Annotated in this window: 15 protein-coding genes; 2 read left to right on the top strand and 13 right to left on the bottom strand. The window is 72.5% G+C overall.

The window, feature by feature from the left end; all coding sequences use genetic code 11:
• Positions 1-33: 33 nt before the first annotated feature.
• From QQZ13_RS08400 to QQZ13_RS08360, 9 genes are all read right to left on the bottom strand, one after another.
• Positions 34-660, bottom strand: coding sequence for an alkylhydroperoxidase domain protein (locus QQZ13_RS08400; protein WP_284528571.1), 627 nt, complete (start codon positions 658-660; stop codon positions 34-36).
• On the bottom strand, positions 657-1256 hold the full coding sequence (locus QQZ13_RS08395; protein ID WP_284528570.1) for a CMD domain protein: 600 nt from the start codon (positions 1254-1256) through the stop codon (positions 657-659). The genes QQZ13_RS08400 and QQZ13_RS08395 overlap by 4 nt, the downstream gene beginning before the upstream one ends.
• Positions 1253-2275: a putative FMN-dependent luciferase-like monooxygenase gene (locus QQZ13_RS08390; protein ID WP_284528569.1), complete on the bottom strand. Its 1023-nt coding sequence runs from the start codon at positions 2273-2275 to the stop codon at positions 1253-1255. The genes QQZ13_RS08395 and QQZ13_RS08390 overlap by 4 nt, the downstream gene beginning before the upstream one ends.
• Positions 2272-3933, bottom strand: coding sequence for an ABC transporter ATP-binding protein (locus QQZ13_RS08385; protein ID WP_284528568.1), 1662 nt, complete (start codon positions 3931-3933; stop codon positions 2272-2274). The genes QQZ13_RS08390 and QQZ13_RS08385 overlap by 4 nt, the downstream gene beginning before the upstream one ends.
• Complete coding sequence (locus QQZ13_RS08380) at positions 3930-4853, bottom strand: ABC transporter permease (RefSeq protein WP_284528567.1); 924 nt, start codon at positions 4851-4853, stop codon at positions 3930-3932. The genes QQZ13_RS08385 and QQZ13_RS08380 overlap by 4 nt, the downstream gene beginning before the upstream one ends.
• Complete coding sequence (locus tag QQZ13_RS08375; RefSeq protein ID WP_284528566.1) at positions 4850-5827, bottom strand: ABC transporter permease; 978 nt, start codon at positions 5825-5827, stop codon at positions 4850-4852. The genes QQZ13_RS08380 and QQZ13_RS08375 overlap by 4 nt, the downstream gene beginning before the upstream one ends.
• Before the next feature lie 54 nt (positions 5828-5881).
• Complete coding sequence (locus tag QQZ13_RS08370) at positions 5882-7513, bottom strand: TIGR04028 family ABC transporter substrate-binding protein (RefSeq protein ID WP_284528565.1); 1632 nt, start codon at positions 7511-7513, stop codon at positions 5882-5884.
• Between the two features lie 363 nt (positions 7514-7876).
• The gene (locus QQZ13_RS08365; RefSeq protein WP_284528564.1) at positions 7877-9040 is read right to left on the bottom strand and encodes an acyl-CoA dehydrogenase family protein; all 1164 of its coding nucleotides are present in this window, start codon (positions 9038-9040) and stop codon (positions 7877-7879) included.
• Between the two features lie 95 nt (positions 9041-9135).
• Positions 9136-10122 (bottom strand): M15 family metallopeptidase, encoded by a 987-nt coding sequence (locus QQZ13_RS08360; RefSeq protein WP_284528563.1) that lies wholly within the window; start codon positions 10120-10122, stop codon positions 9136-9138.
• A gap of 103 nt (positions 10123-10225) precedes the next feature.
• Between QQZ13_RS08360 and QQZ13_RS08355 the strand changes: the two genes are divergently transcribed.
• Complete coding sequence (locus QQZ13_RS08355) at positions 10226-11269, top strand: Rv2578c family radical SAM protein (RefSeq protein WP_284528562.1); 1044 nt, start codon at positions 10226-10228, stop codon at positions 11267-11269.
• 145 nt (positions 11270-11414) lie between these two features.
• Here QQZ13_RS08355 and QQZ13_RS08350 read toward each other — a convergent pair whose 3' ends face one another.
• From QQZ13_RS08350 to QQZ13_RS08340, 3 genes are all read right to left on the bottom strand, one after another.
• Positions 11415-12128 (bottom strand): hypothetical protein, encoded by a 714-nt coding sequence (locus QQZ13_RS08350; protein ID WP_284528561.1) that lies wholly within the window; start codon positions 12126-12128, stop codon positions 11415-11417.
• Between the two features lie 87 nt (positions 12129-12215).
• Positions 12216-12869 (bottom strand): hypothetical protein, encoded by a 654-nt coding sequence (locus QQZ13_RS08345; protein WP_284528560.1) that lies wholly within the window; start codon positions 12867-12869, stop codon positions 12216-12218.
• An 84-nt stretch (positions 12870-12953) separates the two neighbouring features.
• Entirely contained in the window at positions 12954-15152 is a 2199-nt protein-coding gene (locus tag QQZ13_RS08340) for a DEAD/DEAH box helicase (RefSeq protein WP_284528559.1), read from the bottom strand.
• 309 nt (positions 15153-15461) lie between these two features.
• Here QQZ13_RS08340 and QQZ13_RS08335 point away from each other — a divergent pair, with 309 nt between their 5' ends.
• Entirely contained in the window at positions 15462-16064 is a 603-nt protein-coding gene (locus QQZ13_RS08335; protein WP_284528558.1) for an antibiotic biosynthesis monooxygenase, read from the top strand.
• 964 nt (positions 16065-17028) lie between these two features.
• On the opposite strand, the gene QQZ13_RS08330 is transcribed toward QQZ13_RS08335, so the two are convergent.
• Positions 17029-20415 carry an efflux RND transporter permease subunit gene (locus QQZ13_RS08330; protein WP_284528557.1) on the bottom strand — a complete coding sequence of 1129 codons (3387 nt, stop codon included), beginning with the start codon at positions 20413-20415 and terminating at the stop codon, positions 17029-17031.
• Positions 20416-20455 lie beyond the last annotated feature (40 nt).

Genomic DNA, 20455 nt, shown 5'->3' with positions numbered 1-20455 from the left:
GATCCTGCCTGCTTTCGCCCCCGCGTGCGGCGGCTAGGCGGGCGCGACCGCCCGGCCGAGGGTGAGCATGAGGCGGTTCGCCCAGTTGAAGAACGCGGCGCCGTGCACGACGTCGGAGATCTCCAGGTCGTCGAGCCCGGCCGCCCGCAGGCGCGCGACGTGCGCGGGCCCGAAGGCGATCGGCGTCTGCGTGAGCGCGACGGCGGCGGCCACGATCGCGTTCCACCGCTCGCCGAGGTCGGCGCCGACGCCCTCGGCGAGGAGGCGGTCGACGTCGGCGTCGCGGCCCGAGAAATGGGCCGCGAACCGCGCGTGCACCGAGGCGCAGAAGACGCAGCCGTTGACGCGTGACGCCGCCGCGGCCGCGAGCTCGCGATCCTCGCGCGGCAGGCCCTCGGCGACGTTGTAGAAGATGTCCTTGTCGGTGAGGGTGCGCGCCCGCAGGATCTCGGGGTCCCGCGCCAGGAGGCGGAAGTAATCCGAGTTGGCTCGGCCGCGGTCGACGAGGCCCGCATGATGGCGGTCGGTCAGCTCCTCGGCGGGCAGCGGCTCGAGCCACGGCAGCCAGCCGACGCTCTCCCGCGTGAAGCCGTCGGGATGGGGGGCGTCGTGCCGGAGTGCGCGCGCGGTGCCCGTCGCGTCGGAGATCGTGCCGCTCATGCCGCCTCCCCCGCCTCGCTCGCCGACAGGACGCGCAGGCCGGCGGCCACCCGCTGCTGGAAGGCGAGGAAGGCGATCAGCTGCGACAGCGTGACGATGCCGTCGACGCTCCAGCCCGCGTCGACGAGGGCGTCGTGCGACGCGCCGTCGGTCTCGCGCAGCCGGTAGGTCAGCAGGTGCACGTGGGCGAGGCCGGCGGCGAGCTTCTCACCGACGGCCGCGCGCAGGTCGGCCGACGGCGCGTAGCGCGGGCCGACGATGTCCTCGCCCCGCAGCCCCGGCTCGGCGTAGACCCCGTACGGGCCGGCCACGGACTGGGCCTCGGCCTCGTCGAGCACGCGTTCGGCGAGGGCGGGTGCGGCGATCCGGGCACGGTCCGCGTAGAAGCCGGCGGTGTGGTCGCCGGCGGTGAGGCGGGTCGCGAAGGCGGCGAGCAGCCAGCGGTCAGGGGTCGCCAGGTGACGGTCGTCGAGGGGCGAGAAGAGCGCGTCGAAGCTCGCCTGCGACTGCTCGCGGGTCACGGGTCGGCGCCGCGCCGCGACCGCGGGCGATGCGCCCGAGATCTCGTCGACGACGTCCGGGACGGTGGTGGTCATGAGTGTCCTCCTGTGGTGATGGGCGGGGATGCCGGGCTGCGCCAGCCCAGGGCGGGGGCGACCTCGGTCGCGAAGAGCTCGATCGAGCGCAGCACGTGCGCGTGCGGGGCGTCGACGGAGTGCACCTGGAACGCGATCTCGTCGGCGCGGGCGAGGGTCGGGTCGGCGGCGAGGGAGGCGGCGACCTCGTCGGCGGTGCCGACGTGGGTGTCGCTCGCGGCGATGAGCTCGTCGAGGTCGGCGTCGGGCGCGAGCCGGCCGCCGCGGAAGGAGCGCGCGGCCCGCCGCAGCCCCGTCTCGGCGAAGGCGCGCGCCTCGTCGCGGTCGTCGGCCACGAAGACGGTGCGGGATGCCGTGACGAACCCGCGGGCGCCGGCCGGCAGTGCCTCGAGGTACGCGTCGACGATGGGCAGCTGGAGCTCGGCCAGCGTGGCGTCCGGACGGTCGTCGGGGCGGGGCTGGGTGCGGGAGAGGAGCAGCCCGTGCCCGTGACGCCCCGCGCGGGCGCCGCCTTCCGCCGAGAAGGTGGCCTGCCACACCCGGTCGCCCAGGGTCCCGGCGTCCGGGTACAGGGTGTTCCCGCCGCCGACGTCTCCGCCGCGCAGGGCGGTGAGCAGCGTGTCGAGCTTCGCCTCGTACACCGCGGTCTTGTCGTCCAGGCGCAGGCCGAAGGGCGCGAACGAGGTCGGAGTGCCGCCGCTGCCGAGCCCGAGGTCGAGGCGGCCGCCGGTGAGGAGGTCGAGCACCACGGCGTCCTCGGCGACGCGCACGGGGTCCTCGAGCGTCAGCGTCACGACGCCGGTGCCGAGGCGGATCGCGCTGGTCGCGGCGGCCGCATGCGCGAGGAACACGAACGGCGACGGGAGCCCGCCCTCGGCGGCACGGAAGTGGTGCTGCGCGACCCAGGCGCGGTCGAGGCCGAGGCGCTCGGCCTGCTGGAGCTGAGCGAGCGCGAGCGCGTAGCGCTCGGCGGGGGACGCATCGTCGAGCAGGCGGGTGAACAGGGCGAGCTGGGTCATGCGTGGCCTCCGATGGGCGCGGGGAGAGGGGCCGGGGCGAGGGACGGCACGGGGATCGCCTCGAGCAGAGCCACCGTGTAGTCGCTCCGCGGGCACTCGAACACGTCGCGGGCGGTCCCGGTCTCCTCGACGCGGCCGTGCGACAGCACCGTCACCGTGTCGGAGATCCGACGGACCACGGCGAGGTCGTGCGAGATGAAGAGGTAGGTGAGGCCGAACTCGCGCTGGAGGTCGTCCAGGAGGGCGAGGATCTGGGCCTGCACCGTGACGTCGAGGGCCGAGACCGGCTCGTCGAGCACGAGCACTTCGGGCCGCGGGGCGATCGCGCGGGCGATGGCGACGCGTTGCCGCTGGCCGCCCGACAGCTCCCGGGGGCGCCGATCGTGGAGCGCCGGGGCGAGGGCGACCCGCTCGAGGAGCTCTGCGGCGGAACGGCGGGCCTCACGGCGCGGGAGCCCGCCGAAGCGCCGCAGCGGCTCCGAGACCGTGTCGAGGATGCTGAGCGAGGGATCGAGCGACGCATACGGGCTCTGATAGACCAGCTGCACGCTCGCCCGGAACCGCCGGAGGCCGGCGCCGCGCAGGCCGTGGCCCTGCGTCCCGGACACGTCGGTGCCGGCGACTTTCACCGTCCCCGCCGACGGGGACTCGAATCCGAGCGCGATGCGCGCGACGGTCGACTTGCCCGATCCGGACTCGCCGACGATCGCGTGGGTGGTGCCCCGTGCCACGGTGAACGACACGTCCCGCAGGGCGGCCACGTCGGGACGGCCGCGGTGCCCCGTGAACACCTTCGCGAGCCCCGCGACCTCGATCGCGGGCGGCTCGCCGGTCGCCGGCGGCGCCTCGCGGAACCGCGCGGGCTGGAGGGCGGGCGCGTCGGCGATGAGGCGCCGGGTGTAGGGCGCGGCGCGATGCCCGGCGCCGCCGAGCACGGTGCGTACGTCGCCGGCGTCCTGCACGGCGCCTCCCTCGAGCACGATGATCCGGTCGGCGCGCTCGGCGGCCACGGCGAGGTCGTGGGTGACGAACAGCAGGCCCGAGCGGTCCTCGCGGCGGAGGTCGTCGAGGAGGTCGAGCACGGTGCGCTGGACCGTCACGTCGAGGGCGCTCGTCGACTCGTCGGCGACGATGAGCCCGGGCCGCAGCGCGACGGCACCGGCGATCAGCACGCGCTGGCGCTGTCCTCCCGACAGCTCGTGCGGGTACGACCGGGCGATGCGGGCCGTGTCGGCGAGGCCCACGCGCTCCAGCAGCCCCTCGACCTCCTGCGCGATCCGCGCGCGATCGCGTTCGCCGTGGATGCGGAGCACCTCGCCGATCTGCCAGCCGACGGTCTTCAGCGGGTCGAGGGATGCGGTCGGGTCCTGCGGCACGAGACCGACGTCACGTCCGAGGATCCGCTCGAGGCGGCGCGGCGACCAGCCGGTGATGTCCAGCGCGCCGAGCCGCACCGTGCCGCGCAGCCGGACGGCTCCCCGCGGCAGCAGCCCGATGGACGCGAGCGCGGCGGTCGTCTTGCCCGATCCGGTCTCGCCGACCAGGGCGACCGCCTCGCCGGGCTCGATGCGGATGTCGATGCCGTCGACGGCCACGACGCGTCCGCACCGGGTCTCGTAGGCGACGGCCAGGTCGCGGACGTCGAGCACCGCGCTCATCGCCGTGCTCCGACCGCCGGCGACCCGATGACCTGGCTGATGCGGTTGGTCGCGAGCACGACGACCAGCAGCACGAGGCCGGGGAACGCGGTCACCCACCAGGCGGCGCCCAGCAGGTTCCGTCCCTGCGCGATGATCATGCCCCACTCGGGATCGGGCGGCGTCACGCCGTAGCCGAGGAAGCCGAGCGTCGACAGGGCCAGGATCGCCCCGCCGAACTGGAGCGCGAGGAGGGCGAGGACAGGGCGCAGCGAGTTCGGCAGGATGTGGCCGAACAGCACCGAGACGAACGTGCCGCCGCTCCCGTAGGCGGCCTCGACGTACTCGGTGCCCCGCACCTGCACCACCTCGGAGCGGGTGAGCCGGGCGAACCCCGCGATCGAGCCGACGCCGACGGCGAGCGCCGCGTTGGCCGTGCCGGTGCCGAGGAGGACCACCACGGTGAGCGCGAGGAGCAGCCCCGGGATCGCCAGCAGCACGTCGACGACGCGCATGACGACGGCGTCGACGACCCCGCCGACGCCGGCCGCGACGGCACCGAGCAGCACGCCCACCACGAGACCGACCGACACGGCGATCGCCGCCCCGACGAGCGACTCGCGGGCGCCGAAGATGACCCGCGCCAGCTGGTCGCGACCGATCGAGTCGGTGCCGAAGGGGTGCGCGAGCGACGGCGCCTGGAGAGCACCGGCGACCGGCGCGTACGGCGAGTGCGGCGAGAACACCGCGGGGGCGACGGCCCACGCGACGACGACGAGGAGCGCCGCTCCCGACAGCAGCAGCGTGGGCGAGACGCGGATCCGGCGACGGCGACGGGCCGCCGGTCCGGGCGCGGGAGCCGGCGACGGACCGGGGCCGGGCGGGGTGCCGGCGGCGGCGGTGAGGTCGCCGAGAAGGGGAGCGGCGGCGAGAGCGGTCATGCGAGAGCTCCGATCGGCTCGGGCGCCGTCGCCGCGGCGCGGACGCGAGCGCGCGTCCGCAGGCGCGGGTCGAGCACCGGGAAGAGGAGGTCGACGATCAGGTTGACCGTCACGAAGACGAGGGCCGACAGCAGGACGACGGCCTGGATGACGGGGAGGTCCTGCCCGGCGACGGCGTCGTTGACGAGGCGGCCGATGCCGGCCCGCCCGAAGACGGTCTCGGTGACCACCGATCCGGCGATCAGCTCCCCGACGATGAGCCCGCTGATGGTGAGCGTCGGCAGCAGGGCGTTCTTCGCCGTGTGCCGCAGCAGGATCCACGACCGGCTCGCGCCCTTCGCGGTCACGACCTGCACGAAGGGGCGCGTGGCCACCTCGTCGAGGCTGCGGCAGAAGACCTGCGCGAGCGGCGCCGAGATCGGGATCGCCAGGGTGATCACCGGCAGGATCAGCGCCTCGGTCGGCGTCGCGCCGATCATCGGCACCCACCCCAGCTGGAACGAGAACACCTGGATCAGCACGAGGCCCAGCCAGAACGCCGGGAGGGAGATGAACAGCGACGGCACGGCGTCCAGCGCCCGCCGCACCCACGCGAACGGCGCGAACACCGATGCTCCCGCGATCGCCGCCGCGATGAGGAGCGCCAGCGCGAACGCCGCCCCCGCCAGCTGCACCGTCTGCGGCAGCGCCGCCGCGAGGCGGTCGGCGACCGGCATCGCGTTCGTGATCGAGTAGCCGAGATCGCCCTGCACCGTGCCGAGCAGCGCATGCGCGTACTGCAGCAGCACGGGGTCGTCGACGCGGTAGTACTCCCGGATGGCGGCGATCTGCTCGGCCGACAGCCCCATCTCGGGGTTCTCGAACGCGATCATGATGCCGTCGCCCGGCAGCACCGAGAGCAGGAAGAAGGTCGCCGTGTACGCCGCCCACAGCACGAGTGCCGCCTGTCCGACGCGTCCGATGAGGTGGCGCATGTCCGTTCCCTTCTCCCTGCTCTGCGTGATGCGGTGGCTACCGGCCGGCGGCCGTCACTCGGACAGCCAGGTGTCGTAGAGCACGACCCGCCCGACCGGCTCCCACGTGAGTCCGTGCGTGCCCGCCGAGGTGGCGTACGTCTGCGGCAGCTCGTAGAGCGGGATCGTGTAGGCGTTGTCGATGAGGTACTCCTGCACCTCGGCGGCCTTCGCGTAGCGCTCCTCCGTCGAGGACAGGGTCGAGATCTCGTTGAGCAGCCCGTCGAGCACCTCGTCGTCCGACACGAGCGCGTTGCGGTTGGAGGCGCTGTGGAAGTTGCTCTTGAGCACGTCCGGGTCGACGCGACCGACGTGGGTGATCGCCACCGGCAGCAGCAGCGGATCCTTCTGACCGGCGGTGGCGGTCGCGGCATCCGGCGTGTCGATGTTCAGCTTCACGCCGACCTTCTCCCACTGCTCGGCCACGAGCTCGTCGAGCTGCTGGTTGAGCGGGAACACCGCGCCGACCCAGGTCTCGAGCTCGAGGCGCTGACCGTCCTTCTCGCGGATGCCGTCATCGCCGGGAACCCAGCCGGCCTCGTCGAGGAGCGCGGCAGCCGCCTCGGGGTCGTAGCCGAGCCTGTCGGAGAGGTCGACGTAGCCGGTAGCTCCGCGGCTCAGCACCGACGTCGCCTGGGCGAACTTGCCCTGGTAGATCGTGTCGACGATCGCCGCGGTGTCGGTCGCCTTCTGCAGCGCCTGGCGCACGCGGAGGTCGGCGAGGAGCGGATTGGTCCACCGGAGGGCGAACTGCGGGTTCACCCCGTTGGTCGGTGCGTAGTGGACGCCGTTGCCCGCGGCGGTCAGAGCGTCCGCGTCGTACACCTGCACCGCGCGGATCGCGTCGGCCTGGCCGGCGGTCAGCGCGCCGGTGCGCACGTTGTCCTCGGGGGTGACGATGATCTCGACGGCGTCGAGGTAGGCGCGGCCCTGGTGCTCGGAGACCTCGGGCGCCCAGTCGTAGTCCTCGCGCACGGCGAGGGAGTACTTCTGCTCGGGCACGACCTCGCCGACCGTGAACGGGCCCGTGGCGACGAGGTTCTCCAGCTGGCACTGCTCCTCGTACGGCAGCTCCGCCGTCGACTTCGCGACGATCGCCGAGCCGACGACGGACGTCGCCTGCAGGAACCCGGGGGTCGGAGCCGAGAAGGTGAACTTGACGGTGTGGTCGTCGATCACCTCGGACCCCTCGTAGTTCGCGACGAACTCCTGCGCCGCGAGGCCGAGCGACTCGTCGCCCAGGCCGAAGTGGTCGAAGTTCAGGGCGACGGTCTCGGCGTCCAGCGGCGTGCCGTCGGAGAAGGTGACGTCGTCGCGCAGGTGGAAGACGTACTCGGTCGCGTCGTCGTCGACCTCCCAGTCGGTGGCGAGCCACGGCGAGATCTCGCGGGTCTCCGGGTCCTGGTAGGTGAGCTTGTCGGCGACCTGATTGAGGATCGTCGCGACCGGGTAGAACCCGCCGCCGCCCGCGTAGAAGCAGGTCGGCGCCTGCGACTCGAGGAAGGTCAGGGTGCCGCCGGTGACCGGCTCACCCGCCGCCGCGGCGGAGTTCTGCGAAGACGCGGACGGGGTGCTGCAGGCGGCGAGCGCGAGCGCCGCGGCAACGGCGACGAGGCCGGCGCCGGCGCGGCGGGCGTGAGGGTTCATGGATGCTGCTCCTTGGTGGGTGGAATCCCCCACGGTAGGAGCGGGCCCTGCGGGGCCCCGACGGCATCCGTTACGCGACTTCATCCGCCGTCATCCGGCGTCATGTGCGGCCGCGGGCTGCGTCCCGTCGTGCCGCGGACAGCGTCCCGTGGTGTCGTGGGCTGCGTCCCGTGGTGGCGTGGGCTGCGTCCCGCGTGGCAAAAGCAGGCTGAACCGGGCGCGGTGGCATCCGGCGCGGCGGTCGCACCCGGCCCAGCCTGCTTTCGCCCCCGCCGGCGGCCCGACCCCCGCCGACGGACAGACAGAACCGCCCCGGCCGGGCGGCCGGGGCGGTTCTGGCGTCGGTTCAGCGGTGGGCGGGCCTCAGCGCTTGCCGGCGAGCTGACGGCCGACGATCTCCCGCATGATCTCGTTCGTGCCGCCGTAGATGCGGTGCACGCGGGCGTCGAGGAAGGCGCGCGCGATCGGGTACTCGGTGATGTAGCCGTATCCGCCGTGGAGCTGCACGCAGATGTCGAGCACGTCCCACTCGCGCTCCGTGGCCCAGAACTTCACCTTCGCCGCCTCTTCGGCCGACAGCTTGCCCTCGGCGTAGGCCTTGAGGGCACGGTCGATGTAGGCCCAGAGGGCGTCGACCGTCGTCGCGACGTCGGCCAGCTGGAAGCGGCTGTTCTGGAAGTCGATGATGCGCTCGCCGAACGCCTCGCGGTCCTTCGTGTAGGCGAGTGTCCACTCCAGCGCGGCGGCCGCCGCGGCGGCACCGGCGACGCCGATCGACAGGCGCTCCAGCGGAAGGTTCATCATGAGCTGCACGAAGCCCTGGCCCTCGGTGCCGCTGATGAGGTTCTCCTCGGGGACGAACACGTCGCTGAACGACAGCTCGGCCGTGTCGTGTCCCTGGAAGCCCATCTTGTGCAGCTTCTTGCCATGGTCGAAGCCCTCCATGCCGTTCTCGATGATGAGCAGCGAGAAGGCGTCGGGACGGTTCCCCTCCCCGGTCTTCACGAAGGTGACGATCATGTCGGCGGTCTTGCCGGACGAGATGAACGTCTTGGCGCCGTTGACGAGGTAGCCGCCGTCGACCTTCTTGGCGGTGGTCTTGATGCCGCGCAGGTCCGAGCCCGCACCCGGCTCGGTCATCGCGAGGGCGCCGAGGATCTCGCCGGTCGCCATGCCGGGCAGCCACTTCTCCTTCTGCGCCTGCGTGCCCATGTGCACGAGGTAGGGGACGGCGAGGTCGTCCTGGATGCCGAAGGCACCGGCGAGCGATCCGGCTCCGGCGCGGATGACCTCCTCGTTGACGACCGCGCGGAAGCGGTAGTCCTGGAGCATCCCGGCGCCGCCGAACTCCTCGGGCACGCTCAGGCCGATGATCCCGGCCTCGCCGGCGGCGAGCATGGTGGCGCGGTCGACCTCACCGTCGGCGTCCCACTTCTCGCGCGCCTCGTTGGTCACGTACCGCTTGCAGAACTCCTTGACGACGTCGCGGAACGCCTCGTGGTCCTCGTCGTAGATGTCGCGCTCCATCGTGCGCCCGTCCTCTCATCCTCGAGTGCCGCTGCCGCAGGGTGTGCGGCAGGGCCGGCCGTGGGATTGCATCCCGGCATCCATGGTACTGGGTTTCAGGCGTCGTAGTCAGGTGCGTCGGGGAGTCCGAAGAAGTCCTCGAGGGTGCCGTAGCCGCCGGCGTCGTACGCCTCGGCCAGCTCGACCCCGATGTAGCGCAGGTGCCACGGCTCCCACGAGTAGCCGGTCGTCGCGGTCGCGCCGTCCTCGTAGCGGATGATGAAGCCGAACCGCCAGGCGTTGTCGACGAGCCACTCCGCCTCGGCGGTGCCTTTGAAGCCGTCGTGCGACCCGCAGCCGCCGTCGCACGCGACGACGTCGACCGCCAGCCCCGTCTGGTGCTCGCTGTGCCCGGGGCGGGCGCTGCGCAGGTCGGCGGCGGCCCGGCCCCGCGAGGCCACGTAGCCGTTGTAGAGGTCGACCTGGTAGGCGTACGGGCGGAAGGCGCTGTCGACGCCGAGGGTCCCGACGCCGTCGGCGACGATCGCGGCGGCGAGCTCGTCGAGGGCGTCGGCGGCGTCGGCCCGCAGCCATCCGCCGCCCGAGACGACCCGGATGCCCTGCGGCTGCGCCTGGGGCGTCGGCCAGTAGTCGAGGGGGTCGAGGGCGTTCCGCTTGTTCACGACGACCCATGTCCGGCCCGCCTCGGTCACGTCGATGCAGGGAGCGTCGCCGGATGCCACGGCTGCACGGAAGCCCTCTCCGCCGCCGAGAGCCGCGACCACCTCGGCGTCCGTCCCCGAGGCCAGCGCGTCGACGACCGCGGGGTCGTCGCAGACCGCAGGGGATGTCGGAGCAGGGGCCGGGCTCGTCGGAGCGGGCGAGGCCGGCGTGGGAGCTGCGGTGGGCGTCGGCGCGGGGGAGGTCGCGGACGGCGAGGGGGGCGCCTCCGCCTCGGCGTCGCTCGGACGCGGCAGCGCGAACGTGGCGATGGACGCGCCGACGACGAGCACGAGCGTCACCGCCAGCACGCGGCGGCGGACGAGCCGCACCCGACGCGACGTGCGGTGGGCGCGGCGCGTGTGGGGGGACGCGGCGGGCACACTCCATTGTCGCGCGACGGCGCGCGGCGCCCGGGATTGCGCGATGTTCGACTGTCGTCGCTCATGGGTTGACGGAGTGTCGAATCTGTGTTCCCCTGGGAGGATGAGGTGGCAGGGTCAGCAGGTGGGGGCGACGGACCCCGACGCGCTGCCCGGGCTGGAGTCCCTCGGCGGGCTCGTCCGCAGCGTCACGACGCCCGAATTCGCGGGCATGACCTTCCACGAGGTGCTGGCGAAGTCGGCGCTCAACCACGTTCCCGGTCCGTCGGCCATGCCGTTCGACTGGACCGTGAACCCCTACCGGGGCTGCAGTCACGCCTGCGTCTACTGCTTCGCCCGTCGCACGCACGAGTACCTCGACTTCGACTCCGGCGCCGACTTCGATCGCGAGATCGTCGTGAAGACCAACGTCGCCGAGGTGCTCCGCCGCGAACTCGCCCGGCCGTCGTGGGCGCGCGAGCACGTCGCGCTGGGCACGAACACCGATCCGTACCAGCGCGCCGAGGGGCGCTACCGGCTCATGCCCGACATCATCGAGGCGCTCGCCGACAGCGGCACGCCGTTCTCGGTGCTGACCAAGGGCACCCTGCTGCGCCGCGACCTGCCGGCGCTGGCGGCTGCGGCGTCCGTCGTCGACGTCGACGTGTCGATGTCGATCGCCATCAGCCACGACGCCCTGCGCGAATCGCTCGAGCCCGGCGCGCCGACGTTCCGCGCGCGGGTGGAGACGATCCGCGCGGCGAGCGAGGCGGGTTTCCGCCCGATGGTCTTCCTCATGCCGATCCTCCCGCACCTCACCGACGACGCGGCGATCATCGACGACGCGCTGCGGCAGCTGAAGGAGGCGGGCGCCCGCCGCGTCGTGTTCGGGGCGCTCCACCTGCGCCCCGGCGCCAAGGAGTGGTTCTGGCAGTGGCTCGAGCGCGAGCGTCCCGACCTGCTGCCGCTCTACCGCGGGCTGTACCCCGGGGCCTCGGTGAGCGCGCCGGTCGGCTACCGCAAGCTGCTGTCGGCGCGGGTGCGGCCGCTGCTGCGCCGCCATGGCCTCACCGGCGGGGCGGAGGACGACGCCCCCGCGCCGCGCGCGTCACGCCTCATGCCCGTGCGCGCCACGGCATCCGCGCCGGCTCCCGCGATGCTCTTCTGACGCCCTCGCTCCTGCCCCGCCCCGCCCCGCGCCGCCACCGCGCCTGCCGCCGAGCCGACACGTTTCCGCCCAACCGACACGCGATGTGCAGTGCGAACCGTGTCGGCTCGCATGGGACGTGTCGGCTCGGCGAGAGGGAATCGCGTCAGGCGTTGGCGGCCCGGACGGCGTCGAGCGCGGAACCGGCGAACTCGCTCCCCGTCTCGACCGTGAGGGTGCCGGTGACGGTGATCCACACCCGGCCCGTGAAGACGTAGACGACGGCGATCGTGCCGAACTCGCTCTCCTCGGAGTGCGTGAACGCGGTCGCGCCGGCGATGGTCGTCGCGCGATACGACGCCGCCGTGCGCAGCGACGACACGAGACGGTCGCGCGCCGCCGTCGTCAGCTCGGCGGCCACGACGCTGAACCCGCCGTCGGAGAACGGGATGCCCCACGAGCACACCTCGGACTGCACAGCCCGGGCCGCGGTCTCGGCGGCCAGCGGCCCCGGCATGTGGTCCGCCGCGGAGCCGCCGGCATCCAGCGGCTCGGCCGCGTCGCCGAACAGCGCGTGCACCGTCGACAGCGGCAAGAGCGTGCCGCACGACGGCAGGACGGCCCGATCCGATGCGCCCGCCGTCGCGGTGGGACTCGGCGTCGGACTCGGGGTCGTCGTGGCCGTCGGCGACGGGTTCGCGGTCGGCGTACCCGGCAGAGTGGGAGTGGTCGGACCCGGGGTCGCCGGTGCGGTCGCTGTGCCGGTGGGAGCGGGCGATGTCGTCGGGCCAGCGGCCGGCGGCTCCGGCACGCAGGCCGTGAGCACGAGCGCGAGGGTGGCCGCGAGCACGGTGAGCGACACGAAGGACCGGGGGGTCATGGGGCGATCCTACGTCGCGAGCGGCCGGGTCAGGAGGAGGCCGGCCGCGCTCCGTCCAGGGCCGCGCTCGCAAGCCGCCCGGAGCAGTCAGCCGGCGGCGAGCGCGGCGTCGAGGGCCTCCTCGGCGAACCCCGTGAGCACGATGTCGTACAGCGGTGCGATGAGCACGATCCACACATCGCCCGCGAATGCGTAGATCGTCGTGTGGCGCAGGTCGCCGCGCAGCTCGGAGGTCGAGAACGCGATGTCCGCGCCCTCGATCTGGAGAGTCCTGTACGACGACGCCTCGCTGAGCGCGTCGACGAGGTCCACCCGGGTCGCGGGATCCAGCCTGAAGGCGTAGCCGAGCAGGTACCCCTCGGTCACCGCGTCGGGGCCCCAGAGGCAGGGCAGTGTCTCGATCGCTGCGGCCGCCGCCGCGCGCGCCTGAGGCCCGGGGATCTGCGCCGAGGGGTTGTCGGGGTCGATGGGGTGCCAGGGCTCACCGAGTTCCCCGCTGATCGTCGCGAGCGGAAGGAGCGCCTCGCACGTCTCGGGCACGCCGGCGGCGGATGCGGTGGGCGTGGGCGTCGGCGTGGGCGTCGGCGTCGGTATCGGCGTGGCGGAAGGCGTCGGGCCGGCGCTCGAGGGCGCCGTCGTCGACGTCGTCTGCGTCGGCGTCGGCACATCCGTCGCGGCGCACCCTCCCAGAAGTGCGACGACAGCCCCCAGCACGACCACCATGCGCACGTGGCTGGTCATGCCCCGAGCCTAGGCGATCAAGTCCGGCGGTGCACGCGAAAAGCCCCGAGGACCAGGGCCTCGGGGCTTCTCGCAGCAGTCGGATCAGGCGTCGACGTCGGCCAGCTGGCGGCCGGCGAGCTCCTCGAGCACGTCGTCGCCCGGGCGCACCTCGTCGAACGGCGCCGCGATCTCGGCACGCTCCAGCATCTCGGTCATCTTGCGACGACGCTGACGCGTGATGAGCGTCACGACGGTGCCGCTGCGACCGGCGCGGCCGGTGCGGCCCGAACGGTGCAGGTACGTCTTGTACTCATCGGGCGCGTCGGCCTGGACGACCAGGTCGATGTCGTCGACGTGGATGCCGCGGGCGGCGACGTCGGTCGCGACCAGCACCTCGACACGGCCCGAGGTGAGGCGCTCGAGGTTGCGCGTGCGCTTGGCCTGGTTGAGATCGCCGTGGAGGGCGACGGCACGGATGCCGACGTCCTCGAACTGCTCGGCGAGCATCTCGGCGTAGGCGCGGGTGCGGGCGAAGACGAGCGTCTTGGCGTCGCGGTCGACCAGCGAGGTGAGGATCTCGGCCTTGTCGCGGTGGTCGATCACGAGCACGCGGTGGTCGATCGTCCCCGAGTCCTGGTCCTCACCGGCGACCTCGTAGACGGCGGGCTCCACGAGGAACTCGTCGACGAGCGCGGCGACCTCGCGGTCGAGCGTCGCGGAGAAGAGGAGCTTCTGGGCGCCCTCCTGGACGAGGCGGAGGATCCGCTGCATCGGCTCGAGGAAGCCGAGCTCGCTCATGTGGTCGGCCTCGTCGAGGACGACGATCCGGACCTCGGAGAGGTCGAGCTTGCCCTGCTCCTGCAGGTCCTCGATGCGGCCGGGGGTGCCGACGATGATGTCGACGCCCTTCTTGAGCGCACCGACCTGGCGCGCCTGGGGCACGCCGCCGTAGATCTGCGTGGTGAACAGGCCGACGCTGCGGGCGATCGGCTGGATGGTGCGGTCGATCTGCAGGGCGAGCTCACGGGTCGGGGCGAGCACGAGCGCCTTCGGCTTGCGGCCGAACTCGCGACGCTGACCGGCCTGGGCGCGCAGGATCGACTCGACGAGCGGGGCGCCGAACGCGATGGTCTTGCCCGAACCGGTGCGGCCGCGGGCCAGGACGTCGCGACCCTCGAGGATCGGGGTGATCGTCGCGGCCTGGATCGGGAACGGCGAGGCCGCGCCGAGGTCGGCGAGCGCGCGGACGATGTTGTCGCCGAGGCCCAGCGAGCCGAAGCTCACGTCCGCGACCTCTTCGGCCTGGACGGCCTCCGCCTGCAGCTTCTCGTGCACGACGTCGACGTGGGCCTCGAAGGCCTTCGCCTTCTTGTCGGCGTCCCAGTCGGAGCGGTTGGCGGCGAAGCCGTCGCGACGGTCGTCGCGGCGCGGGCGGTCGGAGAAGTCGCGGCGCGGACGGTCGTCGAACGACCGAGCCGGACGGTCATAACTCCGGCGCTCCGTGCGCTCACGGCCCGAATCGGCCCGATCCGACCGGTTCCGGTCGAAATCTCCGGAGTTACGCACGGGACGGTCGGAGAAGTCACGACGCGGACGGTCGTCGAACGACCGGGCGGGACGGTCGTCGCGACGGGGACGGTCGGAGAAGTCGCGACGGGGACGGTCGTCGAACGACCGAGCCGGACGGTCATAACTCCGGCGCTGCGTGCGCTCACGGCCCGAATCGGGGCGCTCCGACCGGTTCCGGTCGAAATCTCCGGAGTTACGCGCGGGACGGTCGGAGAAGTCGCGACGCGGGCGGTCGTCGAACGACCGGGCGGGACGGTCGTCGCGGAACGACGGGCGCGCGTCGCCGAACGTGCGCCGGTCGTCGCGGGGCTGACGCTCGCCGCGGGGACGGTCGTCGAATGACCGGGCCGGACGGTCGTAACTCCGGCGATCCGTGCGCTCGCGGCCCGAATCGGGGCGCTCCGACCGGCTGCGGTCGAAATCTCCGGAGTTGCGCGCGGGACGGTCATCGTAGGAGCGGGCGGGGCGGTCCCCGGCGTCGCTGCGGGCATGGGTGCGGATCCCGCGGGCCTCGTCGCGGCCGGCGCGCTCCTGCGCCGTCCAGCGCTGCTTCTTGGCGGGCGCGTCGGCCTCGGCGGGACGGTACCCGCGGTGACCGGCGCTCTTGCTGCCGGGCTTGCCGGCGGACGACTGACCGGGACGGCGCTTGGCGTCCTGGTAGGAGGTCTTGCTGCCGTAGCGCGGCTCGAAGTTCTGGGCTCGGCCGCCGGCCGGCTTCTTGTTCTTGGGCATGGTGGTGTCCTTCTGGGTTGTCTCGCGCGAGAACAGCACTCCTCAGATCACGCACTCCGACAGGGAGTGGACGCGGCCGCGCACGCGGCGTGGAGTAACCCGGACATCCGTCGGCCGGGGGCCATTCACAGTGATGGTCGTCGGAGCGGATTCGCTCCCACCATCGGCCCCTTGGACTCACAAACCCATCCGCGCATCACGCACGGTGTCCAGAGCCGACCGAGCAACTCTAGCGGATGATCCTGGGAGAGTGCCCGCCGCCTCCGGGACCGGTCCGAGACTGCGCTCGGACGACGGACAATGGATGCCATGGCCGACACGCATCCGATCACCGTCGCGATCGAGCGGCGCATCGACCCCGACCGCACGCGGGAGGCGACCGCGTGGATGCAGGCCGGCACGGATCTCGCCACGACCTTCCCCGGATTCCTCGGCTCGGGATGGGTGCGCGCCGGCGAGGACAGCGACCTCTGGTACATGCTCTACCGCTTCCACGACATCGCGACCCTCGAGTCGTGGGAGCAGTCGGCTCAGCGCGGCTGGTGGCTGGAGTCCGGCAAGGCGTTCGCGCGCGAGGAGCGCGTCGAACGCCGCACCGGGATCGAGGGCTGGTTCGACGCGCCCTTCGCGACCGGCGTCGAGTCCCGCCGGGGAGCGGATGCCACGCCGACGGGTCCGGTCGCACTGCCGATCCCGCCGGCCCCGCCGCGCTGGAAGCAGGCGGTGACCATCTGGCTGGGCTTCTTCCCGACCAATCTGCTCGCCTCGTGGCTGCTGGGCTTCGCGCCCGGATTCACCGAGTGGCCGCTGTGGGCGCGCGTGCTCCTTTCGACGGTGCTGCTGACGCCGGTGATGACCTACGCGGTGCTGCCCTGGGTCACGCGGCTGCTGCGCCGCTGGCTCCAGCGCTGACCCGGCGGAGGACACTCCTGGCGGGGCACGCCCCGGTCGTACACTGTGGCCCATGACGACCCCGGATGCGGCACCGGCTGCGGACGCCGCACGCACTTCCGTCCCCACTCTGCGCGCCGAGTCCGAGGCGCTGCTGGCGGCGTTCATCGCGGGCGCGGGCGGCGCCCTCGTCGGACTCGTGCTGGCGCTCGTCGCCCGCACGCTGTCGCTGTGGGCGCCGTGGGGGCTCGGTTCGTGGGCGGCGCTGTGCGGCGCCGCGGCGGCGGCCGTGAGCTCCGCGCTGGGCTTCTGGCGCTCCCGCACCACCGACGGCGAGGAGTGGCGGCGAGAGATCTCGGACTGGCGCTACGTCGTGTCGACCACGTCGGTCATGATCGCGCACGTCGCGCTCACCGCGATCGCCGTCCTCGCGCTGTTCGCCCTGCTGGCGCGCGCCTTCATCGGCGTCGCCGTCAACGGGTTCTGGACGGTGACCCTCCTGGCCCTCGCCGCCGGCCTCTCGGGCTACCTGTCGTACTTGTCCTCGTCGCGGATGACGACCCAGCGCCTCACCTCGCTGCTCGTGTCGTTCATCGGCATCGGCACGCTCGCGGCGATGGTGACCACCTCCGATCCGGCGTGGTGGGAGCTGCACTTCAGTCAGCTCGGGACGTTCGGCGACCTCTCGAGCCTGCTGTTCAACGGCACGCTCATCGCGGGCGGCCTGCTGGTGACGACCTTCACCCTGTACGTCGGCCGGGACCTGCGCCGCGTCGGCCGCGGGGATGCGCGGCCGAAGGCCCGGGTCGTCACCGGCGCGCTGATGGTCATGGGCATCATGCTCGCGTGCGTCGGGATCTTCCCCGTCGACGTGAACCTGCTCCTCCACAACCTCTCCGCGTCGGGGATGGCCCTCATGTACCTGCTGCTGCTCGCGGGCGGACCGCGCCTGCTGCGGGGCATGCCCCGCACGTACTTCTATGCGTCATGGGGCTTCCTGGCCGCGCTCGTCGCGTCGATCGTGCTCTTCGCCGTCGGCTACTTCGGCCTGACCGCGTTCGAGATCGTCGTCTTCGCGCTGATCTTCGGCTGGCTGGCCGTCTTCATCCGCTTCCTGAGCGTCGCCGGCGACTGACCCGGCCTCGGCCTCCACGAGCACGGCGGCGGGCGCGGCACCGGTGGCTGCGGCGTCGCCGGTGGCTGCGGCGTCCCCGGTGCCTGCGGCGTCCCGTTCGCGCCGCGCACGGCGCGTCGCCGGGGCACCGGCGGACACCTCGGCGGGGACGAGCTCGCCCCGGCGGATCGCGCGACGCTCGCGCGCGCCCTCGACGAGGTTGTACAGCGTCGGGAGCACGAGCAGGGTCAGCACGGTCGAGGAGATCAGTCCGCCGATGACGACGATCGCCAGCGGCTGCGAGATGAAGCCGCCGTGCCCGGTGATGCCGAGCGCCATCGGGGTGAGCGCGAAGATCGTCGCGAGGGCCGTCATCAGGATGGGCCGGAGGCGTCGCGCACCGCCGGCGAGGGTCGCGTCGTGCGTCGTGAGCCCCTTCTCGCGGTACTGGTTGACGAGGTCGACGAGCACGATCGCGTTGGTCACCACGATGCCGATGAGCATCAGGACGCCGATGAGCGACGCCACCCCCAGCGGCACGCCGGTGGCGATCTGCAGCAGGATCGCGCCGGTCGCGGCGAACGGCACCGAGATCAGCAGCAGGAGCGGCTGGCGCAGCGACTTGAAGGTCGCCACCATGACGATGTAGACGATCAGGATGGCCGCGAGCATCGCGAGGCCGAGCTGCCCGAAGGCGTCCTGCTGCTGCGAGAGCACGCCGCCCACCTGGGCGTCGGCGGCGTCGGGCAGGTCGACATCGAGGAGCGCGGTGCTGACGGTGGCCGAGGCCGTGTTGAGGTCGTCGGTGGCGGGGGTGACCGTGACGGTCGCCGTGCGCTGCCCGCGCTGGGTGGTGATCGAGGTGGGCCCCTGGCTCTCCTCGACGGTGGCGACCTGGTCGAGCGGGACGAGGCCTGCGGCGGTGGCGATCTCGAGGTCCTTGAGCTCGGCGATCGTCTGCGGGATGTCGTCGGCCTGCAGGTACACCGTCAGGGCGGTGCCGTCGATCTCGACCGAGCCCACTCCCCGCGGCTGCATCGTGTTGGAGACCAGCGCGCCGACGGCGACCTCCGAGAGGCCGAGGGCGGCCGCCTCCTCGCGGTCGACGGTGACGGCGACGAACGGGAGCGATGCGGCGAGGTTCGAGGTGACCTGGCCGATGCCCTCGGCGCCGTCGAGGGCGGCGACGACCGCGTCGGTCGCCTCGCCGAGCGTCGCGGCGTCGGGGGCGGTGACGTCGACCTCGATGTCGCTCGACCCGAATCCGCCCTGACCCGCGGAGACCGTGACGGTGCCGACGTCCTCGAGGTCGGCGACCGCCTCCTGGACGGCCTCGCGCACGGCGACCTGGTCGGCGTCGGTGTCGGTGGTGATCGAGTAGGTGATGCCGGCGCTGCCGCCGGCGAACGCGTCGCGCACGGCCGACCCGCTGGAGCCGATCGAGGTCTGCACCGTCTCGATGCCGTCGACGCCGAGGATCGCGTCCTCGACCTTCGCAGCTGCGGCGTCCTCGGCGTCGAGGCTCGGCGCCTGGCCGAGCTCCTGCGTGACGGTGAACGTGTTCTGGCCCGAATCGCCCAGGAAGTTGGTCTTCATGAGCGGCGCCGCCGCGATGGTGCCGGCCAGCACGAGCACGGCCAGCAGCAGCGTCACCCACGAGTGCTTCAGCGTCCAGCGCAGCACCGGGAGGTACGCCTTCTGCAGTCGAGACGGCGGGGCGTCGGGGTGCTCGGGGTCGACCACGCGCCCCTCGGCGTCGCGCAGCGGCTTGCCCGGGCGCAGGAACCAGTACGCGAGCACGGGAACGATCGTGAGCGCGACGAAGAGGGACGCCGTCATCGCGATGGTGACGGTGAGCGCGAACGGGCGGAACAGCTCGCCGGTGACGTCGCCGACGAAGGCGATCGGCAGGAAGACCGCCACGGTGGTGATGGTCGACGCGGTGATGGCCGCCGCGACCTCACGCACCGCGAGCAGGATCGCCCGGAGTTTGTCGGCGTCGCCCACGTAGTGGCGCTTGATGTTCTCGATCACGACGATCGAGTCGTCGACGACGCGACCGATCGCGATCGTGAGGGCGCCGAGGGTGAGGATGTTCAGCGAGTAGCCGAAGGCCTGGATGCCGACGAAGGTGATGAGCACGCTCGTCGGGATGGAGATCGCCGTGACGAGGGTGGAGCGCACCGACAGCAGGAACACCAGGATGATGATCACCGCGAACAGGAGCCCGAGCAGCCCCTCCTGCGCGAGCGCCTCGATCGACTGCTCGATGTAGGGCGCCTGATCGAACACGACGGTGAACTCGGCGTCGGCGCCCACGGCGTCCTGCAGGTCGGGGATGATGGCGGCCACGCCGCGGGAGACGTCCACGGTGTTGGCCGCGGGGAGCTTGGTGATCGACAGCGTGAGGGCGGGTTCGCCGTTGACGCGGGAGATCGATGTGACCGGGTCCTCGTCGAGTGCAACGTCGGCGACGTCGGCGATCGTCACGGCGCCGCCGGCGAGCTGCTCCGCCGAACCCGGAACCAGCGGGAGCGCCGCGATCTCGTCGACCGACGACAGCTTCGTGCCGGTCTGGACCGTGAGCGTCTGGTCGCCCTCGGTCACCGAGCCGCCTGGGAAGAGCACGCCGTTCTGGTCGAGCGCGTCGGTGATCGCCGTCTGGGTGTAGCCCGCTGCGGCGAGCGCCGCCTGGTCGGGGACGATCGTGACGCGCTGGCCCTGGCCGCCGATGATCGCCACCGCGCTGACGCCGTCGACGTCCTCGAGGTCGGGGATGACGCTCGCCTCGAGCTGCGCCTCGATGGTGCGCGCGTCGTCGTAGCCGGTGACGGCGAGGGCGATGACGGGCAGGTCGTCGATCGAGAACGAGACGACGTTGGGCTCCACGGCCTCCGGCAGGTCGCTCTTGATGCGGTTGATCGCCTGGAGGATCTTCTGCTCGGCGGTGGCCAGATCGGTGCCGTAGGTGAAGGACGCCTGGATGATCGACGCGTTGGTCGTGCTCGTGGCGGTCGTCGACTCCAGCCCGGGGATGCCCTGGATGGCCGTCTCGATCGGTGTCGAGACGTCGTTGTTGACGACGTCGGGCGAGGCGCCGGGGTAGGTCGTGAGCACCGACAGCTGCGGGAACTCGATCGAGGGGATCAGCTCCTGCTTGAGGCTCGTCAGCGCGAGGCCGCCGAAGATCGCCGCGACGATCGTGATGAGCGCAATGAGGGCGCGGTTCTTGAGGCTCAGGACGGCGAGATTCGACACGGGAGGCCTTTGCGATGCGAGGGTCAGCCGATACAGACCT

The sequence above is a fragment of the Microbacterium sp. T2.11-28 genome (genome assembly GCF_950097975.1).
Lineage (GTDB): Bacteria > Actinomycetota > Actinomycetes > Actinomycetales > Microbacteriaceae > Microbacterium.
The sequence above is the reverse complement of the archived record's forward strand: the minus strand, read 5'-3'. Positions and strand labels throughout refer to the sequence as shown.